The 26589-nt window shown below is 69.4% G+C and carries 21 protein-coding genes; 15 read left to right on the top strand and 6 right to left on the bottom strand.

From position 1 onward, the window contains the following. Positions 1-43: 43 nt before the first annotated feature. Entirely contained in the window at positions 44-1483 is a 1440-nt protein-coding gene (locus WMF29_RS18165) for a M64 family metallopeptidase (protein ID WP_437330045.1), read from the top strand. Next, a complete protein-coding gene (locus tag WMF29_RS18160) occupies positions 1462-2046 on the top strand; it encodes a hypothetical protein (RefSeq protein WP_437330044.1) in 585 nt (194 codons plus the stop codon). Before WMF29_RS18165 ends, WMF29_RS18160 begins: the two co-directional genes overlap by 22 nt. A gap of 36 nt (positions 2047-2082) precedes the next feature. On the opposite strand, the gene WMF29_RS18155 is transcribed toward WMF29_RS18160, so the two are convergent. Further along, positions 2083-2298, bottom strand: coding sequence for a hypothetical protein (locus tag WMF29_RS18155; protein WP_437330043.1), 216 nt, complete (start codon positions 2296-2298; stop codon positions 2083-2085). 144 nt (positions 2299-2442) lie between these two features. On the opposite strand from WMF29_RS18155, the gene WMF29_RS18150 reads away from it, so the two are divergent. The 9 genes from WMF29_RS18150 to WMF29_RS18110 all read left to right on the top strand — a co-directional run bounded on the left by WMF29_RS18150 (position 2443) and on the right by WMF29_RS18110 (position 15282). After that, positions 2443-4137, top strand: coding sequence for a ribulokinase (locus WMF29_RS18150; protein WP_437330042.1), 1695 nt, complete (start codon positions 2443-2445; stop codon positions 4135-4137). A gap of 11 nt (positions 4138-4148) precedes the next feature. Then, positions 4149-5654 (top strand): L-arabinose isomerase, encoded by a 1506-nt coding sequence (araA, locus tag WMF29_RS18145; RefSeq protein WP_437331135.1) that lies wholly within the window; start codon positions 4149-4151, stop codon positions 5652-5654. A gap of 9 nt (positions 5655-5663) precedes the next feature. Next, positions 5664-6362, top strand: a complete 699-nt coding sequence (locus WMF29_RS18140) for an L-ribulose-5-phosphate 4-epimerase (protein ID WP_437330041.1) — start codon at positions 5664-5666, stop codon at positions 6360-6362. Positions 6363-6445: 83 nt separating this feature from the next. Continuing rightward, entirely contained in the window at positions 6446-7417 is a 972-nt protein-coding gene (locus tag WMF29_RS18135; RefSeq protein WP_272098593.1) for an ABC transporter substrate-binding protein, read from the top strand. Between the two features lie 46 nt (positions 7418-7463). Beyond that, on the top strand, positions 7464-8987 hold the full coding sequence (locus WMF29_RS18130; RefSeq protein WP_437330040.1) for a sugar ABC transporter ATP-binding protein: 1524 nt from the start codon (positions 7464-7466) through the stop codon (positions 8985-8987). Beyond that, a complete protein-coding gene (locus tag WMF29_RS18125; RefSeq protein WP_437330039.1) occupies positions 8984-10042 on the top strand; it encodes an ABC transporter permease in 1059 nt (352 codons plus the stop codon). Before WMF29_RS18130 ends, WMF29_RS18125 begins: the two co-directional genes overlap by 4 nt. After that, positions 10039-11088, top strand: coding sequence for a galactofuranose ABC transporter, permease protein YjfF (gene yjfF / locus WMF29_RS18120; RefSeq protein WP_437330038.1), 1050 nt, complete (start codon positions 10039-10041; stop codon positions 11086-11088). The genes WMF29_RS18125 and yjfF overlap by 4 nt, the downstream gene beginning before the upstream one ends. 133 nt (positions 11089-11221) lie before the next feature. After that, positions 11222-13636 carry a family 43 glycosylhydrolase gene (locus tag WMF29_RS18115; RefSeq protein WP_437330037.1) on the top strand — a complete coding sequence of 805 codons (2415 nt, stop codon included), beginning with the start codon at positions 11222-11224 and terminating at the stop codon, positions 13634-13636. 413 nt (positions 13637-14049) lie between these two features. Then, positions 14050-15282 (top strand): zinc-binding metallopeptidase family protein, encoded by a 1233-nt coding sequence (locus WMF29_RS18110; RefSeq protein ID WP_437330036.1) that lies wholly within the window; start codon positions 14050-14052, stop codon positions 15280-15282. Here WMF29_RS18110 and WMF29_RS18105 read toward each other — a convergent pair. Beyond that, complete coding sequence (locus tag WMF29_RS18105) at positions 15236-16054, bottom strand: hypothetical protein (protein ID WP_437330035.1); 819 nt, start codon at positions 16052-16054, stop codon at positions 15236-15238. The genes WMF29_RS18110 and WMF29_RS18105 overlap by 47 nt on opposite strands. Before the next feature lie 327 nt (positions 16055-16381). Here WMF29_RS18105 and WMF29_RS18100 point away from each other — a divergent pair, with 327 nt between their 5' ends. Beyond that, complete coding sequence (locus WMF29_RS18100; protein ID WP_437330034.1) at positions 16382-17428, top strand: SGNH/GDSL hydrolase family protein; 1047 nt, start codon at positions 16382-16384, stop codon at positions 17426-17428. 45 nt (positions 17429-17473) lie between these two features. Here the strand turns inward: WMF29_RS18100 and WMF29_RS18095 are convergent, their stop codons facing one another. Continuing rightward, on the bottom strand, positions 17474-18616 hold the full coding sequence (locus WMF29_RS18095; RefSeq protein ID WP_437330033.1) for an aromatic ring-hydroxylating oxygenase subunit alpha: 1143 nt from the start codon (positions 18614-18616) through the stop codon (positions 17474-17476). A 231-nt stretch (positions 18617-18847) separates the two neighbouring features. Further along, positions 18848-19843 (bottom strand): latent transforming growth factor beta-binding protein, encoded by a 996-nt coding sequence (locus tag WMF29_RS18090; RefSeq protein ID WP_437330032.1) that lies wholly within the window; start codon positions 19841-19843, stop codon positions 18848-18850. A gap of 787 nt (positions 19844-20630) precedes the next feature. On the opposite strand from WMF29_RS18090, the gene WMF29_RS18085 reads away from it, so the two are divergent. After that, positions 20631-22244 carry a hypothetical protein gene (locus tag WMF29_RS18085; protein WP_437330031.1) on the top strand — a complete coding sequence of 538 codons (1614 nt, stop codon included), beginning with the start codon at positions 20631-20633 and terminating at the stop codon, positions 22242-22244. A gap of 215 nt (positions 22245-22459) precedes the next feature. Here WMF29_RS18085 and WMF29_RS18080 read toward each other — a convergent pair whose 3' ends face one another. Together WMF29_RS18080 and WMF29_RS18075 are read right to left on the bottom strand one after the other, a co-directional pair. Next, positions 22460-23764 (bottom strand): sialate O-acetylesterase, encoded by a 1305-nt coding sequence (locus WMF29_RS18080; RefSeq protein WP_437330030.1) that lies wholly within the window; start codon positions 23762-23764, stop codon positions 22460-22462. Positions 23765-23995: 231 nt separating this feature from the next. Beyond that, positions 23996-24670, bottom strand: a complete 675-nt coding sequence (locus WMF29_RS18075; protein WP_437330029.1) for a universal stress protein — start codon at positions 24668-24670, stop codon at positions 23996-23998. Between the two features lie 415 nt (positions 24671-25085). Here WMF29_RS18075 and WMF29_RS18070 point away from each other — a divergent pair, with 415 nt between their 5' ends. Both WMF29_RS18070 and WMF29_RS18065 read left to right on the top strand, forming a co-directional pair. Beyond that, on the top strand, positions 25086-25877 hold the full coding sequence (locus WMF29_RS18070) for a CBS domain-containing protein (protein ID WP_437330028.1): 792 nt from the start codon (positions 25086-25088) through the stop codon (positions 25875-25877). Between the two features lie 209 nt (positions 25878-26086). Beyond that, positions 26087-26497 carry a CBS domain-containing protein gene (locus tag WMF29_RS18065; RefSeq protein WP_437330027.1) on the top strand — a complete coding sequence of 137 codons (411 nt, stop codon included), beginning with the start codon at positions 26087-26089 and terminating at the stop codon, positions 26495-26497. Positions 26498-26589 lie beyond the last annotated feature (92 nt).

Below are 26589 nucleotides of genomic sequence, written 5' to 3'. Positions count from 1 at the left end.
AGAGCCGAGCCGCGCGTAGACGCCGCCTGCGAGGGGTCGTGAGGTGAAGAGGACGAAGTCGATCTGCAACCTGCACGCCTTGAGCTTGGTGGCGCTCTGCGCCTGCAGCGAGGCACCGGACAGCCCCGCGGCGACGACCGACGGCGGCGGCACGTCGGCGAGCGGCACCTCTGCGTCTGGCGGCTCTGCCAGCGGCGGAGCAACAGGCAGCGGAGCTCCGGGCTCGGGCGGCGCAGGCGGCGCGGGCGGCGCAGCACAGAGCGGGTCCACCGGCACGGGCGCCGGGGGGAGCTTCGTGCCCGGCGGCACAGGAGGAGGCGGCCCCGCTTACGTGCTCGACTGCGGCGCGAACGGCGTGGCCATCGAGAGCGCGGGGCCGCCTGAAAACCGCGTCAACTACGTCATCGTGGGCGACGGCTACGACGCCACGACCGTGAACACCACGTACATCGAGCACATCGAGGAGGCGATGGCCAAGCGGTTCAGCAGCCCGATCGGCGAGCCGTACGGCAGGTATCGCAAGTTCGTCAACATCTGCGCCGTCAAGCTGGTGAGCCCCTCGAACGGCATCCCTGGAGCGCTCGGCTGCACGGGCGACGACGAGAGCCGCCTCGCAGAGTGCGACACCCGCAAGGCGGATCAGGCGCTCAAGGCGAACCTCCCCGAGGACTTCGAGGTCGACTGGCACGCCATCGTGTTGAACAACGATCGCTGGTGGAACACGGGCTCGGCCTGGATGCTCTGGTCCGGCAGGCATGAGGAGGCCGCCGGAGCTGCCCTGCACGAAGGTGGCCACGGCTTCCATCAGCTCGCCGACGAGTATTGCGCCAAGGCGACGGGCTCCGCGTGCGGCGCGAACACGTGCAGCGGCAGCGGCACGGAGTACGTCGAGGTGAACAGCACGGGCAACTGCGCGACGACGGCGGGCAAATGGGACAAGTGGCTGGAGTACGACGCCGTCGACGCCACGGGCGTGCAGGGCACGTTCATCGGCAGCCGCTACGTCGACGGCGGGCAGTACCGCCCGTCCTCGAACTCGATGATGAACAGCCTGTTCGGAGACAACAAGAACACGAGCTTCAATCCGGTCTCGCGCGAGAAGATGATCATGGACATCTGGATGCGCGTCAGGCCGATCGACTCCGCCGATCCGCCCGCAGGGGCCGTCACGGATCCGGAGACGCTCGCGCTCGACGTGATCGATCCCGACGTCATCAGCGTGGACTGGACGCTCGACGGCGAGGTGATCGCGACGGACGGCGGCCCCGTCTACAACGTCGCCGCGGCGGGCCTCGCTTCGGGCACCCACACCATCGTCGCCAAGGCCTACGACAACGCCGGCGACGAGCTGGTGCGCTACCGCAGCGGCGAGTGCCTCGACCCTCCTCCCTCGACCGATCCTCGTTACTACGATCCCTGCTGGGGTCGCGACAACTGGCCCCGCTCGCAAGAGACGGTGACGTGGACCGTGACGATCCCGTGAGGTCGGCGCGCAGGCGCGCGTCCGTCGCCGCGCTGCTGCTCCTCGGCGCCGCGCTCTACCTCGTGCATCGCTCCCGAGAGCCCGACGCTCGACGGCTACCTTCCTCGCGGCAGGAGGCGTCGCGAGAGGAGGCGCCGCGCGAGGCGACGTCGCGCCATGGGACGAACGAACCGCTGGCGTCGACCGGCAGCACCACGCTCGCCGCGGCGATCGACGACCTGCCCGTCATCGGGCCGAGCCCCGACGACCGACACGAAGGCCCCGCCCACCCCCACCCCATCACGCAGCGCCACGTCGAGATACAGCATGAGAACGGCCTGATCGGGCTGCTGAACGACGCGATGAGCGCGCGGAACGGCGCGCGCATGCGTGAGCTCGTGCACGAATATCGTCGCACGCATCCCGGCGACCCGAACCATCTCCAGGACGGCTACGAGATCATCGCAGACTGCCTCGCCGCGCCGGGCGAGTCGTCGAGAGCGGCGGCGGAGGGCTACTACGCCGAGCATCGCGCCTCGACCGTCAGGCGCTTCGTTCGCAGGATCTGCCTCGAAGGCAGCTGACCCGCGTCCCCCGAGGCATCAGCCAAGCTCCTTCGGTCACGCGCAGGTCACGCCCCCCTCCACCCCACCATCGTTCACCACGTGAACGTTCACGTCGGTCGTGGTCGTGGTCGTGGTCGTGGTCGTGGTCGTGGTCGTGGTCGTGGTCGTGGTCGTGGTCGTGGTCGTGGTCGTGGCCGTGGTCGTGGTCGTGGCCGTGGTCGTGCTCGCTCCAGCCAGCGGCCCATCCTCCCCTCCCCGTCCTAACCGCACGAGAGGAGAGTTGCAGCCTGGTTCATCCTCCGGGACCTTGGAAGCGTCGCGTTCCAGTAGATTATGATTGACAGCCACGTTGTGAACGTTCACATTTAACGCGGGGCACATCCTTAACTGGCTTCGCCCGGCCAACGGGTCGTCATGCTCAAGGGAACATTCGTCATCGGGATCGATTTCGGCACCGACTCCGTGCGCGCGGTCGTCGCGGACGCGCGGAACGGCGAGCTCGCGGGGGCCTCGGTCGCGCCCTACCCGCGCTGGGCGCAGGGCCTCTATTGCGACGCGCGCGCGCACCGGTTCCGCCAGCATCCGCTCGACTACCTGCATGCCATGGAGGCGTCCATCCGCGCGGCGCTGGACCAGGCGGGCAGGGACGTCGCCGCGCAGGTGCGCGGGATCGCGGTCGACACCACCGGATCCACGCCGGTCCTGGCCAACGCGAAGGGCAGACCTCTCTCGCTCTGCCCTGGCTTCGAGGAGGACCCGGACGCGATGTTCATCCTCTGGAAGGACCACACCGCGGTGGCCGAGGCGGCGCGGATCAACAGCGTCGCCCGGACCTGGGGCGGCGTGGACTACACGAAGTACGAAGGCGGCGTGTACTCGTCCGAGTGGTTCTGGGCCAAGGCGCTCCACGTCATCGAGACCAATCCGGCGGTCGCGCGCGCGGCGGTCACCGTCCTGGAGCACTGCGACTGGATCCCCGCCGTCCTGACCGGCACCGACGACCTCAGGCAGATCCGCCGGAGCCGCTGCGCCGCCGGGCACAAGGCGATGTGGCACCCGGAGTTCGACGGCTATCCCTCGAACGAGTTCCTGGCGAGGCTCAATCCGCGCCTGCCCGCCATCAAGGCCACCCTCGGCTCGCAGACCTGGACCGCGGACGTGCCCTTCGGGACGATCTCGCCCGGGTGGGCCGCGACGCTCGGTATCCCGGACAACGTCGTCGTCGCCGTCGGCGCCTTCGACGCGCACATGGGCGCGGTCGGCGGCAACATCCAGCCGAACCGCCTGCTCAAGGTCATGGGCACGAGCACGTGCGATATGCTCGTCATCCCGAAGACCGGCGCGCCGGAGGTCCTCGTCGCCGGGATCTGCGGCCAGGTCGACGGCTCGATCCTCCCGGGCGCGGTCGGCTACGAAGCAGGGCAGTCCGCGTTCGGCGACGTCTTCGCCTGGTTCAAGCAGCTCCTTAGCTGGCCGCTCCTCGCCATCCTCCCTGCCCTGCCCGGCGAGGGCCATTCGCTCCGGACGACGCTGGCCGACGTGACGCTCGCCGATGCGGCGATCGAGCGGATCATCCCCGAGCTGGAGCGGGCGGCCTCGGAGATCCCGCCGGCGCGGAGCTCCGTGCTGGCGCTCGACTGGCTGAACGGGCGCAGGACCCCGGACGCGGACCAGCGGCTCAAGGGCGCCATCGTCGGCCTCGATCTGGGCACGGACGCCCCGCGGATCTACCGCGCGCTCGTAGAGGGGATCGCGTTCGGATCGCGCGCCATCGTCGAGCGCTTCCGATCCGAGGGGCTCCGCATCGACGGCATCATCGGTGTCGGCGGCGTCGCGCGAAAGAGCCCCCTCACCATGCAGGTCCTCTCGGACGTGCTCGACATGACCGTCGAGGTCCGCGCCGGCGAGCAGCCGGTCGCGCTGGGCGCGGCGATGTTCGCCGCGACCGCCGCCGGCCTGCACGCCACGGTCGAGGACGCGCAGCGCGCGATGTCGTCTGGGACCGAGGCCCGGTATCTGCCGGATCCCGAGCGCGCCAGGCTCTATGACGCGCTGTACCGGGATTATGTCGCGCTGGGATCGTTCGTGGAGAGGGAGTTGACGCAATGAGCGGGATCGCGATGCAGGATCTTCGAGAAGGCTTCGAAGTGTGGTTCTTGACCGGCAGTCAAGACCTCTACGGTGAGGATGCGCTGAAGCAGGTCGCCGAACACGCGCGGGAGATCGCCGCGTCCCTCGACGCCTCGGGCAAGCTCCCGGTCAGGGTCGTCTGGAAGCCGACGCTCAAGAGCTCCGAGGCGATCCTCGCCGTCTGTCGCGAGGCCAACGCGTCGCCGCGGTGCGCCGGCGTGATCACGTGGATGCACACGTTCTCGCCCGCGAAGATGTGGATCGCGGGGCTCAAGCGCCTGGAGAAGCCGATCGCGCACCTGCACACGCAGTACGGCCGCGAGCTGCCCTGGGACAGCATCGATATGGACTTCATGAACCTGAACCAGTCGGCCCACGGGGACCGCGAGTTCGGGTACATCGGCGCTCGCCTGCGCATCGACCGGAGGGTCATCGTCGGCCACTGGACGGACGGCGACGTCCTCGCGAAGCTCGACATCTGGGCGCGCGCCGCCTGCGCCATCCTCGACGGGCGGCGGCTCAAGATCGCGCGCTTCGGCGGCATGAACATGAGAGAGGTGGCCGTCACCGGCGGCGACCGCGTCGAGGCGCAGGTCAAGTTCGGCTGGTCGGTGAACGGCTATGGCGTGGGCGATCTCGTGGGGCGCATCGCCGACGTCGACGAGCGCGAGGTCGATCGCCTCGTGGCGGAGTACGACGAGGCGTACACCATCGCCCCCGCCCTGAGGAGGGGCGGAGATCGCCACGGCGACCTGCGGTACGCGGCGCGGCAGGAAGCGGCGATGCGCTCCTTCCTGAAGGAGGGCGGCTTCGGCGGCTTCACCACCACCTTCGAGGATCTTCACGGGCTCAAGCAGCTCCCCGGCCTCGCGGTGCAGCGGCTCATGGCCGACGGCTACGGCTTCGGGGCGGAGGGCGACTGGAAGTCCTGCGGCCTGGTCCGCGCCCTGAAGGTCATGGCGACGGGCCTGCGCGGCGGCGTCTCCTTCATGGAGGACTACACGTATCACCTGGTCCCGGGGCAAGAGCGCGTCCTCGGCGCCCACATGCTGGAGATCTGTCCCTCGATCTCCTCCGGCAGGCCGTCGCTGGAGATCCACCCGCTCTCGATCGGCGGCAAGGGGGACCCGTGCCGGCTCGTCTTCGACGCCGGCGCCGGGCCCGCTGTGAACGTTGCCATGATCGACATGGGCGGCCGCATGCGGATCGTCGCCAACGAGCTCGAGTCGGTGCCGCCCGAGAGGGCGATGCCGAAGCTGCCCGTGGCGCGCGCGGTGTGGATCCCGAAGCCCGATTTCAGGCTCGCCTGCGAGGCGTGGATCCTGGCTGGAGGCGCCCATCACTGCGCCTACAGCCGCGCCGTGACGATGGCGCACGTGGAGGACTTCGCCTCCATCGCCGGCGTGGAGCTGGTCCGCATCGGCGAAGGGACCGAGATCCGCGCGCTCAAGAACGAGCTCCGCTGGAACGATCTCGCCTACCGGCTGGCGCACTGAGGCCATGACGTGAGCGCGATCTATCGAGAGCTGCGCGAGCGCGCCTTCACGGCGAACATGGAGATCCCGCGCCGGGGGCTCGCGATCTACACGTTCGGCAACGTCTCGGCGTTCGATCGCGACAGGGGCGTCCTGGCGATCAAGCCCAGCGGCGTCCCTTACGATCGGCTGTCGGCCGACGACATGGTCGTGGTCGATCTGGAGGGGAAGGTGGTGGAGGGACGCCTCCGCCCCTCCTCGGACACCAGGACGCATATCGTCCTCTACGCGAGCTTCCGCGGGCTGGGTGGCGTGGTGCACACGCACTCGACCTACGCGACCGGTTGGGCGCAGACAGGCATGCCGATTCCGATCTACGGTACGACGCACGCGGATCACCTGGCCGAGGACGTACCCTGCACCGAGGTGATGCGGCCGGACGCCGTGGAGGGCGACTACGAGACGGAGACGGGGAAGCAGATCATCGAGTGCTTCAGGGATCGTAACCCGCTTCACACACCCATGGTGCTGGTGGCGGGACACGGCCCGTTCGCGTGGGGAGAGGACGCCGAGAAGGCGGTGTACAATGCGGCGGTGCTCGAGGAGATCGCGAGGATGGCGTTCATCACCCGCACGATCCACCCGGGCGCCGCTCGCCTGCCCGACGCGCTCGTGCGCAAGCACTTCGACCGGAAGCACGGGAAAAAGGCGTACTACGGGCAGAAGTGACGCCGTACGTCGGGGGACGACGGCGAGGATGAGCGAGGTGCCTCATGGGACGAGGCGACGGACGAGAGGAGACGAGCTGCGCGATGAAGAGGCGAAACTTTGTCACCACGGGGATGATGGCGCTGGCAGGGCTGGCGCTGATCGTGGTCGGGCCGGGCTGTCAAAAGGAAAATAAGCAGATCACGCTCGGGTTCTCCCAGATCGGCGCGGAGAGCGAGTGGCGGACGGCGAACACCAAGTCGATCGAGGAGTCCGCCAAGGCGGCCGGGATCGACCTCAAGCTCTCCGACGCGCAGCAGAAGCAGGAGAACCAGATCAAGGCCATCCGGTCGTTCATCGCACAGAAGGTCGACGTCATCGCCTTCTCGCCCGTGGTCGAGACCGGCTGGGAGCCCGTCCTGCGCGAGGCCAAGGAGGCCAAGATCCCCGTCATCCTGACCGATCGCGCCGTGGATACGAAGGACGACACCCTCTGGGTCAGCTTCATGGGGTCGGACTTCGTCGAGGAGGGCCGCCGCGCGGCGAAGTGGCTGGTCGAGAAGACGAAGGACCAGAAGGACCCGATCAACATCGTCGAGCTGCAGGGCACCGTCGGCTCGGCCCCCGCGATCGATCGCAAGAAGGGGTTCGAGGAGATCATCAAGGACAAGCCCCAGTTCAAGATCCTCCGCTCCCAGACGGGCGACTTCACGCGCGCCAAGGGCAAGGAGGTCATGGAGGCGTTCCTCAAGGCGGAGGGCAAGAACATCAACGTCCTCTACGCCCACAACGACGACATGGCGATCGGCGCGATCCAGGCCATCGAGGAGGCGGGGCTCAAGCCCGGCAAGGACATCCTCATCATCTCGATCGACGCGGTGAAGGGCGCGTTCGAGGCGATGATGGCCGGCAAGCTGAACGTGACGGTCGAGTGCAGCCCCCTCCTCGGGCCGCAGCTGATGAGCGCTGTGAAGGACCTGGTGGCTGGCAAGCAGCTGCCGAAGCGCATCGTCACCGAGGAGGGCGTCTTCCCGATGGAGACCGCCGCCCAGGAGTTCCCGAAGCGCAAGTACTGAGCGCGTGACGGTGGCGACGCGGAGGCCGCCGGGGAGGACGTGAGCGATGCAGAGCGGAGCCGTGCCCGTGCTCGAGATGAAGCGGATCTCCAAGGGATTTCCTGGCGTACAGGCGCTCTCTTCCGTCGATTTTCGGATGCTGCCCGGGGAGGTGCACACCCTCATGGGGCAGAACGGCGCGGGCAAATCGACGCTGGTCAAGGTCCTGACCGGCGTCCACCCCCCGGATGATGGGCAGATCCTGCTCGAGGGCCGGGAGATCCGGCCCTCGAGCCCCCAGGACGCGCAGGCGCTCGGCATCAGCGCCGTGTTCCAGGAGGTGAACCTCTGCCCCAACCTCTCCGTGGCCGAGAACATCTTCCTCGGGCGCGAGGATGCGGGCGTGTTCGCGATCCGGTGGGGGGAGATGCGCCGGAAGGCGAGCGCCCTGCTCTCGGACCTCAACATCCACGTCGACGTCACCGCGCCGCTCTCGACCGTCTCCATCGCCGTGCAGCAGATCGTCGCGATCGCCCGCGCGCTCTGCGCCCGGGCGAAGATCCTCGTCCTCGACGAGCCGACCTCGAGCCTGGCCGAGGACGAGGTGAAGACGCTCTTCTCGGTCATCCAGCGCCTCAAGGCGCAGGGGATGGCGATCCTGTTCATCTCGCACTTCCTCGATCAGGTGTTCGAGATCTCCGACCGGATCACGGTCCTGAGGAACGGTCAGCTGGTCAGCGAGACTCCGGCCGCCGAGCTGACGCGCATGGAGCTCGTCACGCGGATGGTCGGGCGCGAGGTCGCGGAGGACGGCCCGACCCGGGCCGAGCGCGCGCGGGAGGCGACGTCGGCGAGCGGGCAAGCGCCCCTGTTGAGGGCGCGAGGGCTCGGCAAGAAGGGCTCGGTCAGCGACGTCGATCTCGATGTGCAGCGCGGCGAAGCGCTCGGCCTCGCGGGCCTCCTGGGCGCCGGGAAGACGGAGACGGTGCGGCTCCTGTTCGGGCTCGACGGGGCGGACCAGGGATCCATCGAGATCGACGGGGAGCCGGCGCGCATCGGCTCGCCGCTCGACGCGATCGCGCGCGGCCTCGGCTTCTGCCCCGAGGACCGGAAGGTCGAGGGGATCCTCGGCGACCTGTCGCTGCGCGAGAACATCATCGTCGCCCTCCAGGCCAAGCGCGGCATCTTCCGCAACCTGTCCCGGGACGAGCAGGACGACATCGCCCGCCGCTACATCCAGCGGCTCGGCATCGTGGCCGCCGACGCGGAGGTGCCCATCTCGAAGCTGAGCGGCGGCAACCAGCAGAAGGCGCTCCTGGCTCGCTGGCTGGTGACCGATCCGCGCATGCTCATCCTCGACGAGCCGACCCGCGGCATCGACGTGGCGGCCAAGGGCGAGATCATGGGCCAGGTCATGGAGCTCTGCGACCGGGGCATGGCGGTGGTGCTCGTCTCCTCGGAGATGGCCGAGGCGCTGCGCTACTCCGACCAGGTCGTCGTCCTGCGCGACCGGCGCAAGGTGGCGGAGCTCGCCACGGCCAAGACCGACGAGCAGGCGGTCTACCAGATCATCGCGGGAGGTCAGCCGTGAGCGCGGCCGCCGCCTCCCTGCGCCGGCTCGCCAGCGGGAACGCGTTCTGGCCGCTGGCGATGCTCGGATCCCTCCTGCTGTTCAACCTCGTCAGCAACCCGCAGTTCTTCGCGATCACGGTCAAGGACGGCCACCTCTACGGCAGCGTCATCGACATCCTGAACCGCGCATCGCCGCTCATGATCATCGCCATGGGGCTCACCCTGGTGATCGCCACCCGCGGCATCGACATCTCCGTCGGCGCGGTCGTGGCGATCTCCGGCGCGGTCGCGGCGGTGCTGATCGGCGGCGAGCTCTCGCCGAGCGGCGGGACCGGCATGGCGGACGCGACGCGTGTTCCGCTGCCGATCGTCGTCTGGAGCGCGCTGGGCGTGGCGCTGGCGCTCGGCATGTGGAACGGAGCGCTGGTGTCGCTCTTCGGCATGCAGCCGATCATCGCGACCCTGATCCTCCTCGTCACGGGGCGAGGCATCGCCCAGCTCATCACGGGCGGCCAGATCATCACGATCTACTACAGCCCGTATCACTTCATCGGGAACGGCTTCCTCCTGGGGATCCCGGTCTCGCTGTTCATCGTGGCGGCCGTGAGCGCCGTCGTCTGGCTGCTGACCCGCAAGACCGCGCTCGGCATGTTCATCGAGGCGATCGGCGTGAACCCGGTCGCCTCGCGGCTGGCCGGGATCCGCGCGCGCACGATCACCTTCGCCTGTTACGCCGTGTGCGGCCTGTGCGCCGGCATCGCTGGGCTCATCGTGAGCTCGAACGTCAAGAGCGCCGACGGGAACAACGCGGGCCTCCTCTTCGAGCTGGACGCCATCCTGGCCGTGGTCCTGGGCGGGACGTCGCTCTCCGGGGGCAAGTTCACGCTGGCGGGGAGCGTCATCGGCGCCCTGATCATCCAGACGCTCACCACCACCATCTACTCCGCCGGTGTGCCGCCGGAGGTCAACCTGGTGGTGAAGGCGCTCGTCGTCTTCCTGATCACCATCGTGCAATCGCAGAAGGTCAGGGATCTCATCGCAAAGCAACGGACGAGGAGGGTGGTCACACCATGATCGACACCGCCGCCGTGACCGGACGGAGCGGCACCATCGCCGCGACCGGAGGGAGCGGCACCACCACTGCGACCGGGCGCTCCGTCCGGATCGACCCGAGGCACCTGCCGCTCGCGGTCACCTGCAGCCTGTTCGTGCTCATGTTCTTGGCCGGGTCGTACCTGTTCAAGGGCTTCTTCTCGCTGCAGGTGTTCCTCAACTTCTTCATCGACAATGCGTTTCTCTTGATCAGCGCCATCGGGATGACCTTCGTCATCCTCTCCGGCGGGATCGACCTCTCGGTCGGCTCGGTCATCGCGCTGACAACGATGGTCTCGGCGTCGCTCGTCGAGAAGCACGGCTTGAGCCCTGCGGTGGTCATCCCGCTCGTGCTGGCGATGGGCTCGGGCATCGGCCTCGTCATGGGGGTCGTCATCCAGTACTTCAAGGTGCAGCCCTTCATCGTCACCCTGGCGGGCATGTTCCTTGCGCGCGGGCTCTGTTACCTCATCAGCATCGACTCCATCACGATCCACAACGGTTTCTACGTCGACGCCTCGTCGCACCGCATCCCGTTCCTGTTCGACACCTCGATCACCTGGAACGTGGTCATCGCGCTCGCGCTGTTCGCCGCGGCCATCTACATCGCCCACTACACGAGCTTCGGCCGCACGGTCTATGCGATCGGCGGCAGCGAACAATCCGCCCTGCTCATGGGCCTGCCGGTGCCGCGGACCAAGGTGCTCATCTATACCTGGAGCGGATTCTGCTCGGCGCTCGCGGGCGTCGCCTTCACGTTCTACATGGTGTCCGGCTACGCGCTGCACGCCGGCGGAATGGAGATGGACGCCATCGCCGCCGTCGTCATCGGAGGGACCCTGCTGACCGGCGGCCATGGTACGGTCGTCGGCACCCTGTTCGGTGTGCTCATCTACGGCACCATCCAGACCCTCATCATGTTCGAGGGCACGCTCAGCTCCTGGTGGACCAAGATCGTCATCGGCCTGCTCCTCCTGGTCGCCTGCCTGCTCCAGCGCATCTTCGAGCGACGCGCCCGTACGGCGTGACAAGAGGGGGATGAAGGGCGTTCCTTCCGCCAGGGTCCGTGTGGCGCCGATAGGCACTTTCGTGCCCGTTCATTGATCATTTCGGCAGCCCTCGGGAATTCAAGGGTCCACAACAAGGAACTGAGAGGTCATCGTGCGCTCTTATGCAGCAGGGATTATCACTTTCGTTGGATTGATCGCGATCGGGTGCGGCTCGGACGAGCCCAATCCCAGCCCGGCGGGATCGAGCACCTCGTCCGGGCCAACCTCGACAAGCTCCGCGGGTCAGGGCGGAGACGGCGGTGGAACGGGCGGCGACGGCGGCGGCGACGGCGGCTCCGGGGGCACGGGTGGCTCTCCGAACGCCGGCGGCGGTGGGGCGGGCGGCGACGGCGACGCGGCCTTCGAGGTGACGACCTACCAGAACCCCGTTCTACCCGGCGATCACCCGGACATGAACATCTACCGGGAAGGCGACGACTTCTACCTGGTCGGGTCGAACTTCCACATGATGCCCGCCTTCGAGATCCTGCACTCGACGGATCTCCTCCACTGGGAGCGCATGAACCGGGTGGTCCACTCCACCGCTCCCGCGCTGGAGGCGCAGCTCGGCCCGGGCCAGGGCACCTGGGGCGGCTTCATCGTCAAGGCCGGCGATGTGTACCGGGTCTATTACTCCATCGGGGCCACCCAGCATTTCTCCTCGGCGCCGAGCCTCGAGGGCCCGTGGTCGGAGCCCACCAAGGTCGACATCTTCCCCTACACGCCGCCCGGCAGCGAGACCTCGTACGAACGAGGGACCGGCTCCGACAATTCGGTGTTCGTCGATCCCGACAGCGGCAAGACGTACATGATCATCAAGAATGGTCTGTGCAAATGGGACGCGGAGCACCCCAACGACTTCGGCATCAACCTGGTCACGGAGATCGATCCCAAGACCGGGATGCTGCTGCCCGAGTCGAGCGTCGACATGAGCTTCGTCAACTGGGACCAGGCGACCGGCGGCTGCGGCGACTTCACCAATGCTGACTGGAGCAAGTGGGCCGAAGGGCCGACGATGGCCAAGCGCGGCGACTGGTACTACTACTTCGTCTCGACGCACACGGCCTGCGGCGGCCAGCTGCACGCCTGGGCGTCGAAGAAGCTTGTCGGCAGCACCCCCGAGGACTGGACGTGGCTCGGCTATGTCCTTACCGGCGAGGAGCCGTACGCCGGCGTCCAGCACATCACGTCGCCCATCGGGCTGGAGGACGGCTCGTGGTGGGCCTTTGCCCACTCGTACGACTGCAGCAACGTGGGCACCGACGACACCAAGACCTCGAAGAACGGCGACTGGCAGGGGCTTGGCCGCGAGGGGCTGCTGCTGGAGGTGACCTGGGTCGACAAAGAGGTGAACGGGAAGACGATCCCGGTCCCGCGATTCCCGACCAAGAAGGGCGATCTGTCCGCGCCCAAGCTGCCGCAGAGCGGCGTGCCCTTCCTGCTGCCCGTGAACGACGATTTCTCGTCGGCCACGATCAACTCCGCGTGGACCACCTACGGCGCGTCGGAGGACAAGTACTCGGTGGTGGATCGCCCGGGGTGGCTGCGGATCACGCCGGGGACCGGAGGGACCACGTGGGCCGTTCAGAAGGACACGCTGCACTCGAGCAGCATGGTCGCGAAGGTCGAGTTCACGCCCGCGGCCGACGGGGACGCGGCCGGCATCCGCGTGGGCAACGGCTACTGGCAGGACGAGCAGGTGCTTTCCTGCCCGACGTGGATGACCGACAGCGAGAAGTTCAGGCTCCCCGCCATCATGGACGTCTCGGTGGCGCGGGTCATGGAGGGCGAGGAAGACAGGATTCGCTTCTCCTTCCGGTCGCGCTCGGTGCAGGCCCCGGCCGAGGCGGGGGCCGCGTACAGCGAGCTCGCCGAGCCGGTCGTGGTGGGCGCGTCGGTCCCCGCACCCGCCGGGAAAGCGGTCTGGCTGAAGCTGGTCCGCTCCGAGCACAAGGCCACGGGCTGGTTCAGCACGGATGGAGTCGAATGGACCCAGGTAGGCGCCGAGATCGACATCTCCGCGCTCGACGGGTTCTATGCCATGGCTCACACCTGGATTGGCAACCAGGCCGGCATGTTCGCGACCAATAGCCGTGCCTACTTCGACCTGTTCACCTACCGTGACGGATTCACCCCGATCCCGGCGGCGGAGGCGGACCAGCAGTCCGGCGCCCAGGTCGTGTCGAGCACGTCGGCGGGATCGGTGCTCGGTGATCTGGAGAGCGGCGATTGGGCCATGTTCGGGAGCGTCGACCTCGGCAGCGGGGGTGTAAAGTCGAAGGCGATCGCGCTGGAGGCCTCGAGCGCCGGGGCCGGCGGCACCGTGGAGGTCTGGATCGATCCGCTGGCAGGCGGCTCGATGATCGGCACCTGCGCCCTCCCCGGTACCGACGGCTGGGAGAAGTGGAAGACGACGACGTGCAACGTGGCGCCCACGTCGGGCACGCACGAGGTCTACTTGAAGGTGAAGGGCGGCCAGGGCGAGCTCGTGCGCCTCGCATCGCTGCGTTTCGTGCCCACCAAGTGACCTGTCCACCACGGGCGGCCCGATGCCGTCGGCGGAGTCGTCGACGGCGGCCCCCTCCCCGGCCGGCCTGACGCCAGGGGCAGCGAGGGAGCTGCCCCTGGACCTGCACCTCCAAGACGTGTGGCATGACGCCAGGGGGCAGCGAGGGAGCTGCCCCTGGGCAAGAGCCCGCTCGTGGACCAGCGCGAGACGCGGGCGCGCGGGGGTATTGCCCAACCTGGGTCGGGCCCACGGCATTCTTGCCACACTGAGACACTCCGCGACGTCCGCGACGTTCGCGACGTTCGCGCACGGCTCGACAGCGCGCTGAGCTGCGCTCGTGGCGCGAGCGTCGGGCCGCAGGCCTGGCATACGGCTTGCGACCCTTGCGATCGCGAGCCGGGGCCGACACGATCGAGGCCGCTCGACCCACCATGACCAATCGCTTCGACAGTCTGATCGCGCGCCTGCGCAGCGCATGGAAGCGCACCAAGCAGCCCACCGCGCCGCGCGCTTACCGCTGCCAGTGCGAAAGGCCGGTGTTCTTCCGCAACAGCGAATGCCTGGCCTGCAAGACACCGCTCGGTTACGAGCCCGAGCGCGCCCAGGTCGTGCCGCTCAAGGTCGGCCCGACCGAGGGCGCCTGGCAGATCTGGGACGACACGGCGGACCCGCCGCGGCTCTACAGGCGCTGCGGCAACTTCGACCTGGCGTCGGGCTGCAACTGGCTGATCCCGGCGGGGGCGGAGGCGCCCGCGCTCTGCGCCGCGTGCCGGCTCAACCGCACCATTCCAGATCTCTCCGTCGCCGAACACCAGACGCAGTGGCGCCTGCTCGAGACGGCCAAGCGGCGGCTCGTGTCGCAGCTCCTGGCGCTGAACCTGCCGGTGAAGTCCAAGATCGGCGAGGACCCGGAGCGCGGCCTCTGCTTCGACTTCCTCGCCTCGCCGCCCGACGGGCCCAGGGTGATGACCGGCCACGCCGACGGCGTGATCACGCTGAACATCGAGGAGGCGGACGACGCCACGCGCGAGCGCACCCGCGCCGCGATGCGCGAGCCCTACCGCACGCTGCTCGGGCACTTCCGGCACGAGGTCGGCCATTATTACTGGGACCGCCTGGTGCGCGACACCGGGTGGCTGGCGCCGTTCAGGGAGCTGTTCGGCGACGAGCAGCAGGACTACGCCGCCGCGCTGAAGGCCAACTACGAGCAGGGACCGCCGGCCGACTGGCAGCAACGCTTCGTCAGCGCCTACGCCAGCATGCACCCGTGGGAAGACTGGGCCGAGACCTGGGCCCACTATCTCCATATGGTCGACACCGTCGATACGGCGCTCAGCTTCGGCATCGACGCCGACGAGGTGGAGCTCGACGTCGAGCCATGGGGCGCGGACGCGCTGTGGCGCCCGGACGACGGAGGGGCCGAGACCTTCCTGGGCTTCTTGAACGCCTGGGTAGAGCTGACGGCCGTGCTCAACGAGATGTCGCGCAGCATGGGCCAGCACGACTTCTACCCGTTCGTGCTGCCGCGCCCCGCCGTGGCGAAGCTGCAGTTCATCCACCTGGTGGTGAACGGGGCCTCGCCGGCGGAGGACTCACCGGCAGAGCGCTCGCCCGCGCCTACCGTCCGTACAGGCGCTGGAGCCGCTTCACGAACTCCGGCTTGAACACGCCGTCCACGCGGATCGAGTACCGGAAGAACGGGTCCGGCTCGACCCCGTGGTAATCCATGTCGTTGAACCAGTAGATGGGCGCGCGCACGACCGTGCGCTCCTCCCCCTCCCTGTCGCAGAGATAGAACCGCTTGTCGCCGCGCGGGTCGAACGAGATGGACTGCGCCGCGCCGATCGCGCTCCCCGGCTCGGTGTCCCGGTGCGCGGGCGCGTGATCGTTCGCCTCGAGGCCGAAGATCACGCACCGCCCGATCTCGACGAACGGCAGGCCCCGGATGAACTCGACCGTCCGGGGAAACACCGCTCTGGCCTCCGCCGAGAAGTCCTTGCCCGCGCCCGAGTGCTTGTCTTCCCAGCGGTCGTTCTCGAGGAGGTGATAGCAGACCTTCCAGGGAAAATAGACGCCGTAGCGGTACTTCAGGTACAGCATCTGCGCCCGCGTGAGCGGATGATCGGTCTCGTCTCCGAACGTGTACTCGCCCCGCCGTTCGGGATCGACGGCGGACGGGTCCTCGCCGAGCGCGATGAAATCGCAGAACTCGTCGCGCGAGAAGCCTTCGATGACCTCCCCGTAATCCACGTACGGGTCGTCGTGCACCCAGGGCGCGACCACGCCCATCCATTTCAGGCTGCCGCCCGTGTACGAGGGCTCGACGCGGCAGAGGCCGCGCACGATCTCGCGATCGAGCTCGGGGAAGCACGCCGTGTCGAGCAGCGGCGACAGGTCGATGTACGGGCGGCCCCACAGGCCGCAGAGCTTGCTCATGCCGTCCTCGCTCCGAGCGGTACCTGCGCGCGACCATGCCGTCAAACGTGTGGACGCCGTCCACGTCCGCGAACGGGCCGCCGATCCACGGCCGCGGTCGACCGCCGGACGGCATGGACGCGCAGCGCGGGCGGGCGATCGAGCGCTCGGGCGTGAAGCGCTCGGGACCGAACGCCGCGGGGCCTCCCAGGAGGATGGGCCGTGGCGCAGACATCGAGTTCGACTCTCGCCCGAATTGTTCAGTCCACCGACATGAACGTGACGTCTCGGATCGAGGCATAGGCGAGTATGCCTATACATCGAGTCAGCTGGCTTGGGTACGAAGTCGTGGCAGTCACCTGCATCGGGCGAACGCGGCTCCTTCGATGCACGGATGAACCGTCAACACAAGGCAACGCGAGTCTTTCGCCGCTTGAAACCTCGGCGCCAAGCGGACACTGGAGAAATAAAATGAGATCGACACGTCGTCACATCGCTACGAAACTGAGCGTTCTCGGTCTCCTGAGCATCGGCATCTGGGCCTGTGGTGAGGCGAACGACGGTGGTACGTCCTCGACCGGCGGAGGCGGCCCTGACGGGGCCACCGGCGGCGCGGGGGCCACGGTCACGGTCGGCACGGGCGATACGGGCACTGGCGGCGCCGCAAGCTCGGCAGCCGTGAGCACCTCGAGCAGCAGCAGCAGCAGCAGCAGCAGCAGCAGCGCGAGCACCGGGGAGGCCAGCAGCACGGCCGCCGGCGGAGAGACGGGCGTCACGAGCGGGGGCTCGGACCCGGGCGAATGCGTCAAGGGCCAGACCAAGGGAAATCAGGTCGCGGTCATCGGAGAATCGTTCATCGCCGCGACGCACGGCATCACGCAGCAGATCGAAAAGCAGGCCAAGGCCAACGGCTCCCTCGGCGCGAACGAGCGCTATATCGACAACTCGGTCAGCGGCACGACGTTGGCCAACGATCAAATTCCCAGCCAGTACCGCAAAGCCGCCGAGAACGGCATGATCAAGTACGTGCTGATGGATGGGGGCGGGAACGACTGCTTGTTGAGAGGGGACGGCGACGCAGCCCTCGCGGCGGCGGAGTCGCTGTTCGAGACCATGGAGAAGGACAACGTCGAAAAGGTCCTCTATTTCTTCTATCCAGACCCCATCGGAAACCAGTACGCGTCGCTCAAGACCTGCCTCGATGCGCTCCGGCCGAAGATGAAGGCGCTGTGCGACGGGCTCACGGCGCCGAAGTGCTACTGGTTGGACCTTCGTCCGACCTGGAACGGACACAACGAGTATACGCAAGACGGCATCCACCCCACCGCCGCCGGTAGCGTCGCCACCGGAGATGCGGTTTGGGAAGCGATGAAGACCAGCTGCGTCGCGCAGTGACGAGCGATCGACGTACGGGCGATCCCTCCAGGCCGCAGAGCCTGCTCATGCCGTCTTCGCGCGGAGCGCCGCGAGGTACCTCCGCGCGACCATGCCGTCGAAGGCGTGGACGCCGTCTTCCACCATGGCGTACGTCGAAGGGGCGTAGCCCGGCGCGCGGATCCCGCGCTGCTGGCGCTCGCAGATGGCGCGGTCTTCCCGGTTCACGGCGTCCCAGAAGGCGAACACGTCGCCCGGATCGAAGCCTGGCGTGAACGCCGCTGGGTGGAAGTGCGTGTCGGCGATCACGAGCGTCCGATCGGGCGCGCGCGGGGCGAGCCGGTACGTGAGCAGGTAGTCGGGCTGGAGGCTCGTGAGCAGGCCCGGAAAGAGCATGGCGTCGCGCACGCGCCGCCGCTCCGCCTCGGGGACGATGAGCGGCCGCGCGCCGGGCGTGGCGCCGACCGAGACCGTGTCGGCGCCGGGCGCGAGGTCCATGATGCCGCCTAGCCACGGGCCGCCCCGGCCCCAGGACACGGCGTCGTCGCACGGGGTCAGCCGCTCGAGCGCGGGGTGCACGCGCGGGAAATGGTGGGACTCCTGGAAGTTCTCCACACAGAGCTTCCAGTTCGCGGCGACCTCGTACTCCACCCGCCTGCCCCGCCGGAGCGAGCGCAGCCCGGGGCGCGAGAGCCACGGCGGCGCCTCGCCGATCGCGCTCTCGAGCGGCGGCGCGCCGGGGTCGAGCGTCACGAAGAGGAAGCCGAAGAGGGCGCCGGCGCGCGCCGGGAGGAGCCCGTGCGCGCCGCGGTCGAAGCCGGGCGGCGCGTGGGGCGCGGCGCGCAGCGCGCCGGAGAGCTCGTAGGTCCAGCCGTGGTACGGGCACTCGAGGTGCGAGAGGCGGCCGCACGGGCCGTCGAGCAGCGTCGCCGCCCGATGGCGGCAGACGTTGTGGAACGCGCGGATCTCCAGATCGGCGCCGCGGAGGACGACGATGCCCGCCGGCGTGAGGGGGGCGAGCAGCCACTCTCCGGGGCGGGCGATCTCGTCCTCGCGGCCGACGCAGAGCCAGGAGCGTCCGAAGATCTCGGCCTGCTCGAAGGCGAAGACGTCCTCGTCCCAGTACGCGCGCGCGGGCAGCGGCCGGGCGCTCTGGAGCGGCGCGAGCACCGCGTCGAGATCGGCAGGGGCGAGAGGGAGCTCCGGCAAGGCGGGCGATGCTACCAGAACGAGGGCGCGGATCGCGCCGCCCGGGAGCGGCTCAGGGGGGACGGCTGCGCGTCGATGCCGAAGGCCAGACGCGCGGCGCCGAGGTCGACGACGCAGATCTGGCCTTCAGCGTCGACGCGGGGCGGGCGCAGGTCGCCCTCGCACGTCTCGGTGATCCCGCGCGTGGCGACGCCGCTGACCGTCTCATTGCCTCCGCGGCGACGGGACAGATCATGGATTGCACCCGAAGATGCTGGCGTTGCCGCAGGAGTAATAACACTCATTGCAGTTCACGCACCGGTCGTAGTTGGCATACAGATTCCTCCCGTCCGGATGGGCGTCCATGCACGCGCGGAAGCAGGCGTCGTCGTCGTCCGCGCAGGTGACGACGCACCTGGTGAACCCGATGCAGTCGTCGTCGAGGATGCATGTGTCGAGCTCATCGGCGCAGCTCCCCGCGTTCGCGCACCCGATACACCCCTTCGAGTCGTCCCCGCACTCGTCGAGGTCGTCACAGGTGAGGGGGGCACTGCAGTCGGCAGTGTCCGTGCCCGCCTCGCAGAGCCCGGTGCCTCCGGGCTCGTCGCACTCGCCGTTGTCCGTGGTAGCGCACGGCTCGTCTACCGCGCAGTCCGCGACGTCCGTGCCCTCCGCGCAGAGCCCGGTGCCCTCGGGCTCATCGCAGGTGCCGTTGTTCGTCCGGGAGCAGGTCGTGGCCGCGCAGTCCACGACGTCCGTGCCCTCCGCGCAGAGCCCGGTGCCCTCGGGCTCATCACAGGTGCCGTCGCCGGTCGAGGGACAGGAAGAGAGGCAGTCGGCTCGATCGGTCCCAGCAGGGCATTTGCCGGTGCCCTGGGGCTCGTCGCAGATGCCGTCACCCGCGCTGGGACAGCGATCCGTGGAATCGAGACATTCCAGGAGGGCCTCCTCATGGACGTCGCAGGCCTCGGCCAGGTGATGACCGTCCACGCACCGGCCTTCCAGCCGGACACAGTCGATGTACGCCGTATACTCGTCCTGACAGCGCTCCTCGGACCGCTCGGCGATGGCGCCCTGCTCGGCCTCGCACAGGCCCTCTTGGTCGTCGGAGCAGCCCTCGCAGGCGCAGCGGGCCTCGCAGACCGTCCCGTGGACCGGCTCGGTCTTGCCGCCGTCGCCCCCCGAGCTGGCGCAGGCCGCGAATAGACCGGCGATCGCTGCTGTGATCATCACGTGTCGGACACGCATGGGGTCTCCTCCTCCTCTGGCTGAAACGAGAGGTCGTCCGCCGAGGCGCAGGGCGTCGACGCGACGCAGCAAGAGCGAGGTGACATCGCTGGCACGGAAAGCACCAGGGCACCCTTCACTTGCGCACACCGCGCTCGACCGCCTTTCTCTTTGGCTGTGACTGTAAAATTCAATTCCGAAGAAAACGGCTACCTATACCAGCTTCGATGGCGCCCGGTCAATCACATGGCGAGGCGACGCTCGGACCTGCAGCGGGCGGAGCAGCGGCCGCCACTGGGCTCGGGGCGATAGGGGCGGAACGACCGGAGCCTCGCGAAGCTCGGAGGTGCGCTCAGGCTCGCTGACGAGCTGAGGAGCAGCCGCCCGAAACCTCACGGACATCGGGAGGCGCGCTCTGGCTCGGGGAGGCGGTGAGGAGAGGAGAAAAGCGCAGGGTGGCAAGGAGGGCTCGTCAGAGGGGTGGAACGGGTAGAAGCGAGTGGAGATGAGGGCGTCGCGACCTCCAAAACGCGCTCCACAAGCGTGTAGCGGACGCGACAATCGCGCGCGATCGCCCGTCGAAAAGCTGCTGCGCTCGTCGTTGCCCCGGGGCGAGGATGAGCGTGGACGAGGTAGGATGGGGAGAGAGCGCGGGCGCCCTTCGCCCGAAAGCGCCGAGAGGGAGTAAAGAGGCGTTGGCATCCGCGCCGTTTCGACAGAAGATGCGTGCGCGCTTATCGCGCTGCGGCACCTCGCCTCCGACGGCCGGCGCCGCGTCACTGGACCCCTACCGGCTGGAGAGCAGCGGATGAAGATGCGATCTTTGGTGTGTCTCTTCGTTCTTGGCCTGATGACGACGACGGCGTGCGGCGATGACGAGTCGCCGGTCATCGGGACTGGGGGCGGCGGGGGTGCAGGCGGCGGCACGGGCGGCGAAGGCGCCACCTCGGCCAGCAGCACGACAGGAACCGGCGGCAACGATACAGGCGGCGGCGGTGCCGGCGGCACCGGCGGCAGCGACACGGGCGGCGGCGGTGCCGGCGGCACCGGCGGCAGCGACACGGGCAGCGGCGGTGCAGGCGGTACCGGCGGCGGCGACACGGGCGGCGGCGGTATGGGCGGGGCCACCACCTCGACCTCGGCCTCATCGAGCAGCGCCTCCACGACCTCGGCCTCGGTCACCACGGGCGCTGGCGGCGACGGCGGCGGCAGCGTCTCCTCGACCTCGGCCTCGGTCACCACGGGCGCTGGCGGCGACGGCGGCGGCAGCGTCTCCTCCACGACCTCGGTCAGCGCGGGCGCTGGCGGCGACGGCGGCGGCAGCGTTTCCTCCACGACCTCGGTCACCACGGGCGCTGGCGGCGGCGGCGTCACCTCCACGACCTCGGTCACCACGGGCGCTGGCGGCGACGGCGGCGGCGGCGTCACCTCCACGACCTCGGTCACCACAGGCGCCGGCGGCGCCGGCGGCGGCGGCGTCACCTCCACGACCTCGGTCACCACCTCGACGACCTCCGTCACCACCGGGGGCGGCGGCGGCGAGCCCGGCGCCGACGGCGCTGCCTGCGCCACCGACACCGAGTGCGCCAGCGGCTTCTGCCTCAATGAGACGGAGTTCGGGTTCCCTTCCGGGCACTGTACCGCCGAGTGCGAGGCGGATAGCGACTGTGCCGGCGGCGGCGTCTGCATCTACATCACCGCATCCCTCAACCTCTGCGTCGCCGAGTGCGAGACAGCGGCCGACTGCCGCGACGGCTACATGTGCGACGTCGACTCCACCTGCTGGCCGAACTGCACCAGCGACGCGCAGTGCCCGGAGGTGGGCACGTGCGACACGGAGTCGGGCGGCTGCTACCCCCCGCTCGAGACGAGCCCGGACGGCAGCGCTTGCACGCTCGATAGCGATTGCACCGGCGACTTCTGCATCACCGAGGCCCTGGACGGCTGGCCGGGCGGCGCCTGCTCGGGCGTCTGCAACACGGACAGCGACTGCAACGGCGGTGCCTGCGTCGAGAACACAAGCGGCTTCCGTTTCTGCGTCGCCGACTGCGCCACGTCCGCAGACTGCCGAAGCAGCTATTCGTGCCGGGGTGGCCTCTGCATTCCGGAATGCACCAGCGACGATGAGTGCACGGAGCCGGGCTTCACCTGCAGGGCGGAGGTGGGCAGCTGCGCGCCGCCGCCCGGCGAGGGTGCCGACGGCGCCCCTTGCACCACCGACGGCGACTGCGCCGGCGGCTACTGCTCCCCCGAGGAGGCCGGCTGGCCTGGCGGCTACTGCTGGGGCCTCTGTGACGACACGACCCCCTGCGCCGGCGGCGGGATCTGCACAGTGGACGGCTACTGCAACAGCGATTGCGCGACGTCGACCGACTGCCGCGACGGCTATGAGTGCACGGCGGACGGCTGCTTCCCGCAATGACTCGTCGACCCGGGGTGATCGCAGGCTGGTCCGCACGATGTGACGACGGACCCCTGCGGCTCCCCTGAAGCGATGAACCTCCGCGCCGCCATGAGGCGACGACGAGGCCTCTCCCACGAAGCGCGGCGCGGCTGCTCCATCACTGTGGCGCAGCCGGCGCGCGCGCTCTCTCCACCGCTCTACCTGTTTCCACGAGGCGCCGTTCGGTGCTCAGCTCAGCCCTGCCCGCGCGAGCGGCGCAGGCGCAGGCGCAGGCGCGCGAGCGCGACGAGCGCAAGCGCTGCCGCTGCTCCGGGGCCCTGGCCGGCGGTGGTCCGGCAGCCGCAGCCGCCGCTCCCGCCGGTGATCCCGGGCGCGACTCCGCCCGAGCTGGCCGCGGCCTCGGCGCTGCCCGTCGCCGCGGTGCTCCCGCTCGATCCGGTCGTGGCGCCCCTTCCCCCCTCGCCTGCGCCCCCGGCGCCGCCCGCCGCTGCCGTGCTCCCGCTCGATCCGGCCGTGGCGCCCCCTCCCGTGGCGCCCTCTCCCGTGGCGCCCCCTCCCCCTGCGGCCGCGCTCCCGGCGCTGCTCGCCGATGACGCGCTCGACGAGCCCTCCTCGCGGACCAGCGCGAGGTACGCCTCGGCGAAGCGCTCGCCGAGCAGCTGGTACGAGGCCGAGTCGAAGTGATACGCGTCGTCGGGGGCTCGCACGGTGAGGTCGTCGGTGTCGACCCACGCGACCCGCGGGTCCTCCTCGGCCACGGTCACCTGCGCCGCGCGCACGGCGTCGATGTTGGCCTCTTTGCCTGCGGCGATGGGCCCGCCGTTCGCGGGGTAAAGGTTGTCGCTGACCCTGCCGAGCACGACAGGGAGCCCGGGGACGCCGAGGTCCTCGCGGATCGCCCGGATGAAGCCGCGCAGCGTGTCGCCGTAGGTGAACGCGGCCGACCACCCCGCCTCGTTCTCGCCCTGCATCCAGACGAGCGCGGCGATCTCGTACGGTTGCCCCTCCGACTCGAGCCGCGCCAGGGCGCCGTCGAGGCGCGTCACCTCCTCGGGGTAACGGAGGGCGCGGTCGCCCTCGTAGGTCGCGGAGTCCAGCTTGCCGAGGAGCGCGTGGTAGAGCTGGGATTTGTAGAGGACTTCGGGGTCCGGCGCGAGGCCGCGACCCCAGTGATCGACGAGGTTGGTGCCCCCCTGCGCCATCTTCACGATCGCGATCCGGTGCTCCGGGTACGCCGCGGCCATGGCGCGGCCGAACGTGATCTCGGGCCCGTAGCGGCGGGCCTCGCCCTTCGGCTCGAGCGGCCCCCAGTCGGCGCTCGTCGCCTCGGCGTACGCCCCTCCCTCGCGCGCGTCCGGGTTGTAGTGGTCGTACCAGATGTCCGGCTGGCTCTGGAGCTCGACCGGGAGCTGGCGGCCCACGCCGTAGCCGACCATGTTCGACTGGCCCGCGAGGACGAACACCTTCACCGGCTGCGCGATCGCGGGAGCGGAGAGGGACAGCACGAAAGCCGCCAGGGCGATGCAAGACCGCTTCATGGCGCTGTCTATCCCCCGCGCGCGGTGGAACGTCAACACGGCGGGATCGCGATCGACCGGAGAGAGCGCGCCGCGCGCCGGCGCCGAGGTGATCGAGGAGCGAGCGCGGCGAGACCGCGACTCACGAGGATGGAAGCCTCGTTTGGCAGGCGCACGCCTGCCCTCCTCAGGACACGTGTCGGGCGTTTGTGTGCCTGACGGACGCGCGGTCTCGTCGAGCTCGCCTCGCGGTCACGCCCCTTCGGGCGTCGCCTGATAAGCCGCGCTCGACGGCGCGTAGACGCCGTTGGTCGCATACGAGTAGCGGTGCGGCCGGATGTGGTGCTCGGCGTGGCGCGCGCACCAGAGCGCTGCGCCGCCCGTCTCTTGCCGGTGCTTCACGCACTCCGGGCAGGGCGGCTCGATCTCGGGGACCCGGCCGGCGGTCGCGTGATCCTTCGGCCGGACGATCCACACGGGGCAGCGCGCGAGCCGGGAGACGCGCTCCGCGACCGAGCCGAGGAGCAGCCGTTCGAGCCCGCGGTAGCCGTGCGAGCCGACGACGACGAGGTCGGCGTCCAGGTCGGCGGCGAGCTGGGCGATGTTCTCGGCCGCATCGCCGCGGCGGAAGTGGACGACGACGCGCTTCAGCCGCCCGCCGTCGAGCTTGTTGCCCATGGCGCTCACGCGCTCGCTCGCGCGCTGCTGGAGCTGCTGGAGCGCCACGTCGGGCTTGGTGGCCACCACGGGCACCCGCGAGAGCCCGACGCCGACCCAGCTCTCGGGCTCGACGTAGACCGCGTGCACCTCGGCGTTCTCGCGACAGCAAGCGGACTCGAGCGCCTGATCAAGCGCGCGGTTGCTCGGCTCCGAGAAGTCGATCCCGACGACGACGATGAACCGATTCGTTGCGTTTGCGCTCGACATGACAGCCTCCTCAGCCTCCATGCGAGGCCCGACCAGCGGTCGCCTCGCTCTACCCATCTGCCCTTCTGCTCAATGTCCAGCAGTCCAGCACGCCGCGTGCCAGGCGTTCCGGGCGCCGGGGAGAAGGGTTTCGCACGCGCTCGATCCCTCGCGCGCGCTGGGCTCTTCCCGCGAGCCGGACGCTCCGCGCGAGCCGAGAGCGAGCTCCTCTCGCCGCGAGCGCTGCGGGCGGGCGCCCCGCGAGGCAGCCCGCGGCCGTTTGCGCCGCGGCGCAAACGGCGCGCGGAGGCGCAGACGTGACCGCGGCGTACCAGGGCCGCCGCCGCCCGCAGGCGATCTCGCGTGCGTGGCACGAACGGTGCTCATCCCACAGCACACCTCGAGCGAAGGACGCAGAGGCGAACGGGAGACGACGATGACAACCCTTGGACCCACCGGCGGAGAGCACCAGCTCCGGCACCACACGATCCGCAGCGCGCACATCGTTGGAGACGACGGCGAGGAATCGGTCGTGGCGACCGTCTACTGTCCGTTGCGGGAGCGGTCGACGACGGCGCGAGAGTGCGAGTCGTGCCGTCGCTTCCACGCGCTGCACTTCGACAAGAGCTCGCGCACGACGTCGGTCGTCTGCCATGCCAGCCACGCGGCGCCGGGCACGGCGGAAGCGGATCCGCTGCGCAGCGTGGGCGTGGACGTGCCCGTGAATCCGGAGGCGCCGCTCGCCGAGATCATGACCAAGGACGTCATCTGCATCCGATCGGAGGTCTCCCTCGACGACATCACGGCCCTGCTCGTCCGCCACGAGATCAGCGGGATGCCGGTCGTGGACGCGGCGGGCAGGCCGGTCGGCATGGTGTCGCGGGCCGACGTGCTCCGTGCAGGAGAGGAGCGCGGCGACACCGAGGAGTCGCGGCCGGTGACCTCGCGGTCGGACGAGGTCGCGCCGCTCGAGATGAGCCAGGGCTTCCATGTCTACGAGCCCGTCAGGGTCACCGCGCGTGACGTGATGACGCCCGTGGTGGTGCAGCTGCACGAGAGCGCCAGCATCCGGCAGGCCGCGTCGCTCATGGCCTACGAGGGCGTGCACCGGCTGCCGGTCGTCTCGGACGACGGCAAGGTCGTCGGCATCGTGTCGTCGCTCGACGTGCTGCGGTGGTTCGGGCGGTGCTGCGGGTACCTGATCCCGTCGGCGCGCAAGCGGGCCTGAGGAGATGGCTCGCCGATGAAGCGCACGCGCCGCACGCGCCGCACGCGCCGCACGCCCGCCGAGCGTCGCAGCGCGAACGCCGATCCCGGCGGTCCGCATCTTGCAAACCCGCCTCGTGGCCAATCGCGGCAAACCGAGCTCGATCGAAGGGCGCCGGTTCGATCAGCTCGACTAGATCATCGCGGACGTCCAGCGCCAGGGGAGGCCTTATGAGCTCTTCCACCATTCGCATCCAGGACTGCATGACCCGGAGCCCCCATTCGATCGGCGCCGATCAGAAGGTCGGCCTCGCCCGCGCGCTCATGCGCGGACATCGCATCCGGCACCTGCCGGTGCTGAGCGGCGGCCGGCTGGTCGGCATCCTCTCCGAGCGGGACATCTACTGGATAGAGACGCTCAAGGAGCAAGAGGGCGATGAGCTCGCCGTCAGCGAGGCCATGTCGCCGTGCCCCTACGCCGTCGCGCCGAGCGCGCCGCTCTCCGAGGTGGTCCGCGAGATGGCCGAGCACAAGTACGGATCGGCGGTGGTGCTGAACGGCGCGCAGGTCGTCGGCGTCTTCACGACGACCGACGCGCTCGCCGTGCTGGCCGCGCTGCTCACCGAGAGAGAGATCGCCTGACCCGAGGCTCGACCCGCGTGACGGCGCGGCCGGCCATCGCGCGCCCCGACGGCGAACGCGCTCCGTTCATCCCCCCCAAGAACACAGGAAGA

It is taken from the genome of Sorangium sp. So ce381 (assembly GCF_051473845.1).
GTDB classification, from domain to species: Bacteria; Myxococcota_A; Polyangia; order Polyangiales; family Polyangiaceae; genus Sorangium; species Sorangium atrum.
Note: the sequence above shows the minus strand (reverse complement) of the source record. Positions and strands in the feature narration are given on the sequence as shown.